9 protein-coding genes and 1 tRNA gene are annotated in these 12,329 nt (G+C 68.6%); 7 read left to right on the top strand and 3 right to left on the bottom strand.

Annotated elements, in window-relative coordinates; genetic code table 11:
• Positions 1–168: 168 nt before the first annotated feature.
• Positions 169–636, bottom strand: coding sequence for a GatB/YqeY domain-containing protein (locus ACWEN3_RS28585; protein WP_452976481.1), 468 nt, complete (start codon positions 634–636; stop codon positions 169–171).
• Positions 637–730: 94 nt separating this feature from the next.
• Here ACWEN3_RS28585 and ACWEN3_RS28580 point away from each other — a divergent pair, with 94 nt between their 5' ends.
• From ACWEN3_RS28580 to ACWEN3_RS28565, 4 genes are all read left to right on the top strand, one after another.
• Positions 731–1,657, top strand: a complete 927-nt coding sequence (locus ACWEN3_RS28580; RefSeq protein ID WP_452976479.1) for a metallophosphoesterase — start codon at positions 731–733, stop codon at positions 1,655–1,657.
• 145 nt (positions 1,658–1,802) lie between these two features.
• Positions 1,803–2,561 (top strand): Pr6Pr family membrane protein, encoded by a 759-nt coding sequence (locus tag ACWEN3_RS28575; protein WP_452976477.1) that lies wholly within the window; start codon positions 1,803–1,805, stop codon positions 2,559–2,561.
• Between the two features lie 66 nt (positions 2,562–2,627).
• A tRNA-Pro gene (locus ACWEN3_RS28570) sits at positions 2,628–2,701 on the top strand.
• A 593-nt stretch (positions 2,702–3,294) separates the two neighbouring features.
• Entirely contained in the window at positions 3,295–3,762 is a 468-nt protein-coding gene (locus ACWEN3_RS28565; RefSeq protein ID WP_452976475.1) for a hypothetical protein, read from the top strand.
• 285 nt (positions 3,763–4,047) lie between these two features.
• Here the strand turns inward: ACWEN3_RS28565 and ACWEN3_RS28560 are convergent, their stop codons facing one another.
• Positions 4,048–5,280: a hypothetical protein gene (locus ACWEN3_RS28560; protein WP_452976473.1), complete on the bottom strand. Its 1,233-nt coding sequence runs from the start codon at positions 5,278–5,280 to the stop codon at positions 4,048–4,050.
• 872 nt (positions 5,281–6,152) lie between these two features.
• Positions 6,153–9,125 (bottom strand): FG-GAP repeat domain-containing protein, encoded by a 2,973-nt coding sequence (locus ACWEN3_RS28555; RefSeq protein WP_452976471.1) that lies wholly within the window; start codon positions 9,123–9,125, stop codon positions 6,153–6,155.
• Between the two features lie 466 nt (positions 9,126–9,591).
• Between ACWEN3_RS28555 and ACWEN3_RS28550 the strand changes: the two genes are divergently transcribed.
• From ACWEN3_RS28550 to ACWEN3_RS28540, 3 genes are all read left to right on the top strand, one after another.
• Positions 9,592–11,433 carry a trypsin-like serine protease gene (locus ACWEN3_RS28550; protein ID WP_452976469.1) on the top strand — a complete coding sequence of 614 codons (1,842 nt, stop codon included), beginning with the start codon at positions 9,592–9,594 and terminating at the stop codon, positions 11,431–11,433.
• A gap of 419 nt (positions 11,434–11,852) precedes the next feature.
• Positions 11,853–11,984 (top strand): hypothetical protein, encoded by a 132-nt coding sequence (locus tag ACWEN3_RS28545; protein WP_452976467.1) that lies wholly within the window; start codon positions 11,853–11,855, stop codon positions 11,982–11,984.
• A gap of 26 nt (positions 11,985–12,010) precedes the next feature.
• A complete protein-coding gene (locus ACWEN3_RS28540) occupies positions 12,011–12,235 on the top strand; it encodes a hypothetical protein (RefSeq protein WP_452976465.1) in 225 nt (74 codons plus the stop codon).
• Positions 12,236–12,329 lie beyond the last annotated feature (94 nt).

Here is a 12,329-nt window from a genome sequence, read left to right as displayed (position 1 = left end):
GTACTGCCAGCCGAACGTCTCGTCGAAGCGGGACTCGTCCCGCTTGCCGTCCTCGGTGATCTGCGCGGTGTTGCTGTAGCGGAGGGGGCTTGGTGGCTGCCGAGCCCTGTTCCGGGGCCGCTCAGCCCGGCTTCGGCCGGCCCCTCAGGTCGTGCTCCGGCGGGCTGCTCAGCCCTGCAGGAGCCTCTTCACCGCAGCGGCGACGCGGCCGCCCTCGGCCTGGCCGGCCACCTTCGGGTTCACGATCTTCATGACGGCGCCCATGGCCCGCGGCCCCTCGGCACCCGCCGCCCTGGCCTCCTCGACGGCCTGGGCGACGATGGCGTTCAGCTCCTCGTCGGACATCTGCCTGGGCAGGTACTCGGCGAGGACCTCGCCCTCCGCCTTCTCCCGCTCGGCCGACTCGGCACGACCACCCTGCGCGAAGGCCTCGGCGGCCTCCCGGCGCTTCTTGGCCTCCTTGGTGATCACCTTGAGGATCTCGTCGTCGGACAGCTCCCGCTTCTCCTTGCCCGCGACCTCCTCCTTGGTGATCGCGGCGAGCGTCAGCCGGAGCGTCGAGGAGCGGAGCTCGTCGCGCTCCTTGATCGCGGCGTTGAGGTCGTCCTGCAGCTTCGACTTGAGCGTGGTGGTCATGAGGTCGATTGTCGCAGGTGTGCCCGCGCGAACGCCCGCTGATTTAAAGGTCGGCCGGTCCCGGCGGGGTCCGGGCGTCTGACACGATGGTCGTATGCGCGCGCGATACGGAGTCCCCCTGGGAATCATGGCGGCAGGCGCCGCCGGTCTGGTGTACGCGGCGGGCTTCGAGGCCCGCTCCTTCCGCCTGCGACGGGTGACCGTCCCCGTCCTCCCGCCGGGCATGCGCCCGCTGCGCGTGCTCCAGGTGTCCGACATCCACATGGTGAGCGGCCAGGACAAGAAGAGGCGCTGGCTGCAGTCGCTGGCGGGCCTGCGCCCGGACTTCGTGATCAACACGGGCGACAACCTGTCGGACCCGGAGGGCGTCCCCGAGGCCCTGGACGCGCTCGGTCCGCTGATGGAGTTCCCGGGCGCGTACGTCTTCGGCTCCAACGACTACTACGGCCCCAAACTCCGCAACCCCGCCCGTTACTTGCTGGAGAAGACGAGCGGCCGCCACGGCCTGAACGGCAATGCGCCGGCCGTGGGCGCCATCCACAACCCCTGGGAGGACCTCCGGGACGGCTTCGACGAGGCCGGCTGGCTGAACCTGACCAACACCCGGGGCGTCCTGAAGGTCGAGGGCGTCTCGATCGAGCTGACCGGCCTCGACGACCCCCACATCAAGCGCGACCGCTACGCCCGGGTGGCCGGCGGCCCCTCCGGGACGTACGACTTCTCCCTCGGTGTGGTCCACGCCCCGTACCTGCGCGTCCTCGACTCCTTCACGGCGGACGACTATCCCCTGATCCTGGCCGGCCACACCCACGGCGGCCAGCTGTGCATCCCCTTCTACGGCGCCCTGGTCACCAACTGCGACCTGGACACGGACCGGGTGAAGGGCCTCTCCACCCACTCGGCCGAGGGCCGCACCTCCTACCTCCACGTCTCGGCCGGCTGCGGCACCAACCGCTACACCCCGGTCCGCTTCGCATGCCCGCCCGAGGCGACGCTGCTCACGTTGGTGGGGCGGGAGTAGGCGACGGGGCCGGGTGAAAGCTGGGGCGGAGGGTGCCGGAACAGGCACTGGGACCGGGCTGCGGCCGGAGTAGATCGGGATCGGGGCTAACCCGCCCGGACTAGTCCGAATGGCCCCTTATGTCCCCCACTCCTAGCGTGAGGGCATGACCGCCCCGATACCCAGGGACATCCCGGACCTGCCCGCGATCCCGGGCCCGCCCCTCCTGCTGCACTCCCCGGTGCCGGCGACGGCCGTGGTGGCCCCGGCCCACCGGCCCCTCGCAGCGGCATTCCGCTTCCTGACCGCCCTGGCGGCGGCCGGCGGCGTGGCCCTGGAGGCCCTGCTGAGCACTCCGGCGCACGCCCTGAGCTACTTCAGCGTCCAGGCGAACGCCGTGCTCGCCGTGACCATGCTCCTCTCGGCATCGAGGGCCTGGCGCGCCCGGCGCCCCCTCCCGTCCGCACTGACCGGCGCCGCGCTCCTCTACGCCCTGATCTCCGCGCTGGTCTACCACCTGCTCCTGGGCCACACCACGCCGCCGTTCTCGATGACCGGCGCGACGACGGTCCCGGAACGCTGGCACGCCCAGTGGGCTGCCCTCCAGCTCCTGCACACGGTGGCCCCGGCGGCGGCCCTGCTGGACTGGCTGTGCCTGACACCGGCGGGCCGTCTGCACCTCCGCCAGGCGGCGGGCTGGCTCCTCTATCCCCTGGCCTACCTGGCCTTCTGCCTCACCCGGGCGGCCTTCCTGCCGGCCTCCCGCCCGTCCCGCTACCTCTATCCCTTCCTGGACGTGGGCACCCACGGCTACCGCGGCACCCTGGCCAACGCCCTCCTCCTGGGCCTCGCGATGTACGCCCTGGCCGTGCTCCTCGTGGCCGCGGACCACGTCCGCCCGACACCGATCCGCCGCCGCTTCTAAACCGGATTTCGTCTCCAGCCGCCTGTGGGCTAAAGTAAACGTCGTCGCCGCAGGAAGCAGCGACATCGGGGTGTAGCGCAGCTTGGCAGCGCGCTTCGTTCGGGACGAAGAGGTCGTGGGTTCAAATCCCGCCACCCCGACAGCCGAAACACCAGGTCAGGCCCGGTGCTGAGAGATCAGCACCGGGCCTGACCTGTTTCTCTGCGGCTCTCTGGAGAAATCCTGGAAGATCTTGGAAATCGTCTCCAGACCAGTGCCCTACCCACGAGGCTTCAGCAACGCGTCCGGGCCGTGGGGCAGTTCGTGCCGGGGGCTGTTACAGGTTGCTGTACCTCATCAAGTGCCCGCGCGAGCGCGGGCTGGCCCCTGGGGCCGCAGCGTACGGCCCCATGAGTCGATCACCGCGTACGCGACGGTCAGAACAGTGCCTCCGGCGGGGGATCGGCCGGCACCGGGATGGAGGGGGCACCGTCGCCGACAGCCGACCGCGGGTCCATCGTGGCCGATGCTGGGGGCTCCCATCCCGCACACCATCGACCCAGGCAGAGCCGAGCAGACGTGGGTGAGGTAGCAGCAGGTCCGCAGAGGATTCACGGGTGGACCTACAGATCCCATGCCGTGAGGTATCCCGGGAGCTCAAGTCCGCTCACAGCGAGGTAGGGTCCCACCACACTTCAGCAGATGGGGCCCGGTGGCACAGACGATGGCATCGCCCCGGCGTCGGATATGCACCGTGGTTGCTCTGGCCGGGGTGATGGCTCTTGGGGCTGTGCTGTGGGCGTGGCCCTTTGATTGGTTTCGCACTCCGCCGCGGCCATTGCCCGAGGTGCTGCACAGTTTTGGACTCAAGATTCCCGAAGGTGCCCATGAGGTGACGTATAAGGACTTCGGTGCCTACCAGGGGGACGAAGCGATGTTTCGCTTCACCGTCACGAAGCAGCAGCTCACGCAGTTCACCTCAACCCTGCGGACTGGATCGGATGGGCCGGTCAAGCTCGAAGAGAAGGGGATTCGCTACATCGACACCGAAGACGTGAAGAGGGCCGGGTGGCATCTTGACCAGCTGAGCCAGTACTCAAGCGCCTATGCGTATGCAGGTGAGAGTGGCACCTACCACAGCGGACAGGTCTCGGTGCTCGTCGATGAGCGCGAAGGTCCCTCGCATCTGGTGGTGTACCTCTGGGCGCTCAAGTCGTCGTGAACACCTGACACCAACGGTTGACGCCAACAGCGGCGAACGCGACCGTACGAACGCGGTGGCTTGCCACGGCTCGGCGCCGCTCGCGTTACCGAAGGAGACGAGGCGGCCGACGATTCGTGACTTGAGGTGCCTCCGCTTCGTTTCCATGCCCACAAGAGTCGACTGGGGAAGCGCCAGAAACCGTAATCGCAACAAGGGCCCCGGCCTCCTGTTGACGGCACGCACTACGCGGGCGCCTTCGTGCTCGCCTTCCACGCCGGGCGATAGGCCAGGACACCCTGACCGTCACGCCGGCGACAACTTGGCCACCTTGGAAAGCAAGGAAACCATCTCGATGAGGAGCAGTCCGTAGATGATGAGGATTACCGGAACGATCAGGCCCGGAATGAGGCCCGGCACCAGGGCTATTACACCGAAGGCTATTGCGGCGCAGCCCTGCGCGGCTTGATTGACACCCAGCCGTCTCATCTCCGCGGGAACCGTCGCCGGGGCAGAGCGTGCTTGGCTTCGCGTGGCGATATACAGCTTGATGAGTAGCGCGCCCCCGCCAGCGATGTTCAGGACCCCGACGAGAGTCCGCAGCGCGTCGGTAAGCACACCGGGAACAATCGCCGCGACGATCCCCAGCCCGGCGAATATGGCCCCCACCGCCATGATTAGCCATGAACGCCGGAACTGGCCGAGCGGTGTCTGACCCAGACACGCCGTCTGGATGGCCATGATGGTCAGCAGTACCCCAAACTGGCCATCGGGAGAGAACGGTAGCGCGCCGGCACCCACCGGAATGAGCAGCCCTCCGAGCAGTATGAGCAGAATTCCGAGCAGGATCACCAGTGCCTGGGACAGCGGGACAGGCGCGCGTTGGAAAATTCTTGTCCGGGTTCCCATGGGAGCATGCCGTACACTGCGCGCCTGCCATTCAGCTGGGTATAGCAGTGCAACTCGCCAGAGGCAGCCTGCCAGATAGAAAATGCTGATCCCGAACACGAGCAGAATCACTGCCGTCTGAATGTTCGCCATGGTTCCGGGAAACAGCGTACTGATCCCCAGGATGACCATCAGCACATAGGTGAGACCGCACGCAATCGTCAGGTGTCGCAGTATGCCGCCGATCTGCAGCCACGCTCGAGCCTTCTGTTTCGAAATCCATAGCTGTGCGGAGAGTACAATCCCGCCGCAGAGGAGAAGCACGCCGACCAGGATACGAAGGAAAGCTGAAGAAATTCCCGGGATGAAGCAGCCGAACAGGCCGACAGTCGCTGCGCAGAAGCCAACGATGACCAGCAGCCATGACCGGCCGAAGTCTCCAAAAGGCGTCTTCCCCAGTGCCGCCGCCTGGAAAGAGATGATAACGAGAAACAGGCCGTACGTGCTATCCGGATTGAATGGAAGACTGCCGCTGTCGATTCCAAAGAGAAGCCCACCGAAGAGGGTCATGAATAGCCCGAGGATCAGGAGAATGAAGATTTCGAGCGAAGTGTCAGGGTCGTCTTCCTGCGATATAGCTTGCTGCGCCATAGCGCCCCTTGCCCCGGAGTCGCGTTCACGTCGCCGGCCGCTCGCTCGTTGCGGGGTGGCGCCACGACACCACCATGCCGCAGGCGACGTCAGCCAACTGAAGCGCTGCGAGCCGAGCCTGCTCGGCAGTGCCCTGGTCAGGTCTGCCGCACTCGGCGGGTACCCCCTCAGTATCAACAACGGTCGCGGTTTACGCAGCCTGAGCTACGTGTGGGGTCACGGTCGCGCACTCGATGGGGTTAATCGGCCGAGGCCGTGCCGGCTTGGGGCTCAGCTGATCGAGTGGCGGGGCGGCGGGCCGGCGGTGTGGGAGCACGGTCCAGCTGGGCAACCCGCCCTTCGGCTTCACGCGATCAGGCCCGGCACCGGATGGGGTGTCGACGGCCACCTCGCGCGGCCGTGGCGCATGGCCGGCACGTCGCACGGATCATCGCGGGTCCGGTTGCCCTGCCGCATTGAAGTTGTCCGTGGATCTCGCCGTGAGCTGCAGAGCTGGTTGGGGGTGAGCCGCGCTGCGGAGGCTGCGCTCATTAACGCTTCAGGAACCTCAAATAGAACGCTATGAACACCAGGACGATTCCGACGTTCACCATCAGCCGTTCCCAGAACTGATGCCTGAAGAACAGGATGTCCACGCCAACCACGACGGCTACCAGCGCGGACACGTAGAGCACGACGACCGCCTGTCTTCCCATCCTTCTTTTCTACTACGTGCGGTCGCGGTGGGAGAGAGCAGGAGCAACACAATCTCCTCCCAGCCCTCGGAGCCTTCGTCAGGGATGAGGACGCGCGAGGTCAGCCGACGCCGTAGGGCCTGGTTGGAGTAGGTCTGGGGCCGGAGGGCTGTCCTCCGGCCCCGCGCCGTGGGGTCGTCAGTAGAGATTCAGGTAGTTCTGCCAGCCGGCGCCGGCCTTGATTCGGGCGCCGAACCTGCCGTCGCCGCGGCCGGGGTTGACCCAGACGTTGCCGGCGGAGTCGCGTTCCAGCAGGTCCGCCTTGCCGTCACCGGTCACGTCGCCCACGCCGGTGATCGCGTTGTATCCCTGCCCCCATTCGGCGAAGACCTCCTTGCGCGCTGCGTAGTCGCCCTTGCCGTTGCCGGCCATGAGCCACAGGTTCCGCTTGGAGTCGTACGCCAGCAGGTCCCCCACCCCGTCACCGGTGACGTCCCCGACCGCGATCAGCTTGGTGTACGCCAGTCCGCCGCGCAGCAGCGTCCGCGCCCCGAACCGGCCCTGGGCGTTGCCCGGGTACAGGTACAGGTTGCCGTTCGACGCGCTCCACGCCAGCAGGTCCGGGTACCCGTCCCCGTTGACGTCCCCGGCGTGGCCGAGCCACTTGAACTGGTTCCAGCCGGTGCCCAGGTCGGTGTAGGCGCTGCCGTTGTACAGGGTCGAGTACACGCGCAGACCACCGGACGGCGTGCGCACGAGCACGTCGTTGTCCTTCCGGTCGCGCAGAGGACCGAACGGCACCACCGTGGTGCCGGCGGGCCAGGTCGACTTGTCCTTGAGCGGGATGAAGGAGCCGTTTCCGGTGCTGTCCTTGAAGGAGAAGGTGGTCGCCGAGGTGCGGACCAGGATGTCGCCGAAGGTGTCCAGCAGGCCGTTCGCCGACTGGAAGTCGTGGAACGCCGGTGCGCCGCCGGGCAGCAGGGTCATACCCGTGGTGGTGGCGTCCGGTCCCTGGCCGTCGGCCGGCCGTGCGGTGATCTTCCACCTGTAGGGCCCGATCGAGGGCCGTGTGATGCCCGGCTCGGTGCCGTCCCACTGCGCGGTGAACCGCGCGCGGGCCGGCCCGCCGGTGACGGTGCTGACGACCCTGCCGGTGGCCAAGTTCGTCACGGTCAGCGTCCAGGAGGCGATCGGGCGGGTGACCTGCCACGTGCCCTGCCACGGCGTACCGGCGTTCCTGAGGCCGGTCGTCGTCTGGGCGTACAGGGCCACGTCGGACGGCGACACCCCGCTGGGCACCACGTGCACCGTGCCGTCGCTGCCCGCGTACGCGATCCCGCCGCCGTACGGGTCGACGGTCCAGCCCTGCCCCAGCACGGGGTCGGCCAGGTCGGCGACCTTGCGGGTCTGCGCCGTACCGCTGGTGACGTCGGTGAGGCTGAGGGTGCCGCCGGAGACGGTCGCCACGAACCCGTCGCCGAGCGCGGTGTCCCCGTCGGCGGTCCACGGCACGGGCACCGACGTGCGGGTCACCGTGTTGTAGACCCCGGCGCCGCCGTCGGCCGTGGCACAGGCCCAGTAGATCCACGGGCCGTCCGCCCGCAGTACCGACAACGGGCAGTCCGCGACGGTGAACGTGCCGGGCGCGGGGGTGGTGGCGGGGGACGTGTTCAGGTTGACGCCGGTGACCGTGCCCGGCGCGGTCTGGGTCCACAGGGTGGTCGCGGACAGCGCGAACGTGCTGAACGGCCGCTCCTGCGCCTCGACGCCCGTACCGACCTGGATGATCCGGGTCCCTGCCGGTGTCAGGCCGCTGAACGCCTCGGTCGAACCGGCCACCTGGACATCGCGCAGGTCGGACAAGCCGGTGGAGAACTCGGACCCGGCGCCCGTAATGATGTCGCCGTTCGCCCCGTCCACCATGACCGGCGAGCCGTCCGCGGACGCGAACAGCGCGTCACCCTGTGGCAGGGAGGTCAGTGAGGTGGTCACACCGGTGATCCCCGCGGCGTCGACGGGCAGTTCGGTGTGCTGCATCCGGGAACTGTCCGGGGTGTACGGGCTGGTGTAGGCGGCGTCCAGTTCCCCGTTCGCCAGCGCGAGGGCGTCCGGCCGCCAGGTGGCCACGGGGAAGTCCGCGATCGCGGTCGAGTCCACGGAGCCGTCGGAGGCGGCGGTCAGCACACGCATGGTGGTGCCGGACGCCGATGTCTGCGCGACCACGACCCTGCCGTCCGGGGACTCCGGATCGGTGAGCGGCGTGGCGGCCTGGTAACCGGTGCCCAGGGACCGGCCGGGCCCCCCGTTCAGCGGGAGCGCCGACAACGTGAAGCCGGAATCCCTTGCCCACGTGACCACGATGAGGTTGTCCCCCACCACGCCGACCAGGCGGGACGGGCCGGGCGGACTCAGGGTGACGGACACCGGGGGCGCCGTGACATCGCTTGCGTCGAAGACCCGGACATCGCCGGCGGCGTTCAGAAAGACGAGCTTGCCGTCGCCGACAGCGAACTGTCCCGTCCCCGGCAGCGAGGACGCGTCGATCACGAAGTTGCTGCCGTCAGCGTTGATCCACAGGTAGTGCTGGGCGCCGTTCTGCTCATAGGGGATCATCACGTGATCGTTGTCCCCGCCGCCCCAGACCGAGCCGCTGAACACGGCGCCGGTCGGCACGGCGACCTTGGTGAGGGTGCCGTCCGGCGAGGCGAGTGCCATCCCCCTGCCGTGGTCGGACACCAGGGCCTTTCCGGCGAAGGCGCCGTACACGTAGCAGTCGCAGGCCGTCCGGCGGCTGCCGTCGGAAAGGCTTTGGAACACCAGCGGAGCGCCGCCGGCCCCGTTGGCGTAGAACGCCACCGACCCGTTGCCGGCGTACCGGGCTGCCCGGGTGCCGGACGGGAACGCCAGTCGCGTGGTCGCCCCGGAGGCGAATTCGGTCCAGGCGTAGCTGTTCCCGTAACTGCCGTGCAGGACGCCGGTCGAGGAGGCGTCGACGACCTGGCCCGGGTCGACGGAGGCCGGAACGGTCTCGGCCGGCAGGGTGATCGGCGCGGTGACCGGTCCTGGTGCCGCGGTGCCCGCCCAGGCGACGGGAACAGCGAAGGTTGCCGCGAGCACGGTCGCGGTGGCCGCGGCCGGCAGACGGCCACGTCTGTGAGGGTGTCGAGCCACCCGTTCCTCCCCATGAAGGGAGCGCACCGGGCGCTCAACGCCGGCCGTGGTGGGGGGAGGGGAGCACGCCGGCGGCCGGTACCCGGTCCGCTCAAGTCACGACAGTGTACGTACCTTCCGCCGCGCCACAGCAGGGCCCCCGTCCCGCACCCGCACGTGATGTCGCGGGCCTGAAGTGCAGGTGTGGCCAAGGGTGTTGACGCGGGCGTCGGACCGGGCGCCGTGCGCGGTCTCCCCTGGACATGAAGGCCGTGGGCAGGCGCGCATTCGTCTCCGTTCGCGGCCGTTCAAGCGAGAGGCGACGTAGCCGGCGGCGTTGCCGATGTTTTGGAAAATTCAGGTCAACGGCTGGAAAATTAAAGGTTTACGTGGCGTATGAAGCTAGTGAAGATCAACGAGCCGGACGTATGCTCAGCCGCTTTGTTCGATGCCACCCCCCCCAGCATCTTCATCACAGGAGACATGAGTGTCCTCTGCCCAGAGAGGCGGGAAACACCGTCGCCGGGGCCGGATAGCCGTACCCGCCGCTGCCGCCACGCTGCTCCTCGGCGGCGCCGGTGTGCTCACCATGACGCCCGCCAACGCGGCACCACTACCGACGGACATCGGCGTCAAGGGCCACGGCAGCGTCGGCAAGTCGCAGCTCACCGCCCGCGTGCACGGAGCGCTCACCGCGCCGGCCGCCAATACCCCCGCAAGCCTGCGACCTGCCGCGAGCACCGGCGCGCCGTCCGGCACCACCACCAGTCCGAAGCCGCAGCCGTCAGCTTCCGGCACTGCCGACACGCAGATCATCGGCGGCACGACCACCAGCATCTCCACGGCCCCGTGGATGGTGCAGCTGTGGTACTACGACGACAAGGGAACCACCGACACCAGTGACGACGTCGGTTTCTTCTGCGGCGGCACCGTCGTGTCGCCCACGAAGATCCTCACGGCCGCGCACTGCGTCTCGGGCTACGACTGGCACAACAACGGCTCCATCGTCTACGGCACCGACCAGTTGCCGACCACCGACCCGTCGACCAACACCACCGACTTCCACGGCGGCACGGCGGCGGGCGTGTGGCGGCAGTGGAACGATCCTTCGTTCAAGATCACCTCGAACGGCACCGCCGTCAACGACGTCGCCGTGCTGACGCTGCCCAACCCGATCAGCGCCAAGCCGCTCCCCATCACCACCTCCGACGACACCACGTCGTACAAGGCGGGCACCCAGGCGCAGATCTACGGCTGGGGGCGCACCAGTTCCACCAGCCAGGACATCTCGCAGACCCTTCGCAAGGCCACCGTGCCGGTGAACGGCGACTCGACGTGCTCGGGTTACTACGGCAGCGACTTCGTGTCGGGCGCCATGACCTGTGTCGGCACGTCGGCCAGCGGCTCCGACAGCGGCACGGTCGCCACCTGCAACGGCGACTCCGGCGGCCCGCTGGTCGTCGGCGGGCGCGTCGTCGGTGTCGTGTCGTGGGGCGTGCAGGACTGCGTGAGCCAGGGCTCGTACAGCGTCTTCACCAAGCTGAGCACGTACGTCGGGGCGGCCGAACCGCGCATCGACGACACCGACCTGAGCGGTGACGGCCGCGCCGACATGTTCGCGATCGCCTCCAACGGCCAGGGCTACGAGTACGACTCGCGTGGCAAGTCCTTCGGGTCCCGGGTGTCGCTCGGCGACTGGAGCGGGGTCAACCTGGTGCGCCAGGCCGACCTGGACCGCGACGGGTACGCCGACCTGATGGTACGCACCACCGACGGCACCCTGTACTGGCAGCACTACAACCTGTCCACCGGCAACACCGACGTCACCAAGCTCGGGTCCGGCTGGAACGGCATGAAGGTCATGCTCGTGCCCGGCGACGTCACCGGTGACGGCTACCAGGACCTGCTGGCCGTGGACTCCAGCGGCAACTTCTGGCTCTACCCGGGCACCGGCCACGGCAACTTCGCCTCGCGCGTCAAGCTCGGCTACGGCTGGAACATGTACGGCGCCAACGTCTTCGGCAAGGGTGACTTCACCGGCGACGGCAAGCTCGACCTGCTCGCCCAGGACTCCTCCGGCAACCTGTGGCTGTACAAGGGCACCGGCAACCCGTCGGCCCCGCTGGCGTCCCGCGTGAAGATCGGCTACGGCTTCCACTACAGCGCGTACGTGATGAACGGGGACATGACCGGCAACGGCCACTCCGACCTGATCGCCCGCGACAGCAGCGGCAGCCTGTGGCTGTACGAAGGCACGGGCAACGTCTCGCACCCGCTGGCCTCCCGCGTCAAGATCGGCTACGGCTACAACGGCTACCGGCTGAGCTGACCGGCCCTCCGGCGGAAGGCCGAACCCGCACCCGGACGACGGGCCCACGTGCATCCTCAGCGGAGCGCACGCGGGCCCGTTCGCCCGGCGACCCAGCCAAGCAGCCGCTGCCTGCAGAGCCTTGATGGCGTCCACCGTGCTACCCCTCCGATTCCAGTACCAGCGCTCCAGGGGTGATCCCTGATCCACCTGGAGCGGCGCGCTGCGGAGGCTGGTGGGTAGCGGTGGGTGTGCAAGGGCTCGGACGGCGTACCTGCTGTGCGGGGATCCGGACACGGCTCGGGACCTGACGCAGGCCACGCTCGCCAAGCCGCACGACCTGGTGCCCGCCGCGGTCGCCCAGGGCCGGCGCCGCAAAGCGCGTGCCCGTCTCGTGATCGCCGCCGGGATCGCACCCCACGAGCGACGACGAACGGTCCATGGCCGGCCTGCCCCCTGCCGAGCGGAAGCGGCGCGCGCGGTTCCAGCAACATGCGTCCGTTCTCCTCGACAAGCTGCTGCCGTCCTCTGCCGGACTGATCCGGCCGGTCGACCTCGACATGTCGCGCTAGGCGGCATCAAGGCCACCTCGGTCCGCGTGTTCACCGACTCGCCCAAGACCATGTCCCCGGGCGTCCGTTTCCGCTACGGGCACAGCGATGTCGAACTCACCGTCGCCCCCGACGTGGACGCCAGGGTCTCCGCCCCCGTCACCGACGAGGAACTGCTGGCGGCCGTCGGCGATTCCCGCTTCCTCGCCCTGGTGAGGTACGCCGACGAGCATCCGATGCAGAAGAGGCAGACCGTCATCGCGGGCGGCTGAAAGCTCCTCGTCGAGGGCGTAACGCCCCCCCCCGGGGGGGGGGGGCCGGCCGGGGGCGGTGGGCCGGGGGGGCGGGGCGTTGTGAAATGAGAGG

The sequence above is a fragment of the Streptomyces sp. NPDC004561 genome, assembly GCF_053602155.1.
Note: the sequence above shows the minus strand (reverse complement) of the source record. Positions and strands in the feature narration are given on the sequence as shown.

Excerpts from the sequence above, each read along its gene's own strand:
- ACWEN3_RS28585 (WP_452976481.1), bottom strand. The coding sequence starts at position 636 with ATGACCACCACGCTCAAGTCGAAGCTGCAGGACGACCTCAACGCCGCG.
- ACWEN3_RS28580 (WP_452976479.1), top strand. The coding sequence starts at position 731 with ATGCGCGCGCGATACGGAGTCCCCCTGGGAATCATGGCGGCAGGCGCC.
- ACWEN3_RS28575 (WP_452976477.1), top strand. The coding sequence starts at position 1,803 with ATGACCGCCCCGATACCCAGGGACATCCCGGACCTGCCCGCGATCCCG.
- ACWEN3_RS28560 (WP_452976473.1), bottom strand. The coding sequence starts at position 5,280 with ATGGCGCAGCAAGCTATATCGCAGGAAGACGACCCTGACACTTCGCTC.
- ACWEN3_RS28545 (WP_452976467.1), top strand. The coding sequence starts at position 11,853 with ATGGCCGGCCTGCCCCCTGCCGAGCGGAAGCGGCGCGCGCGGTTCCAG.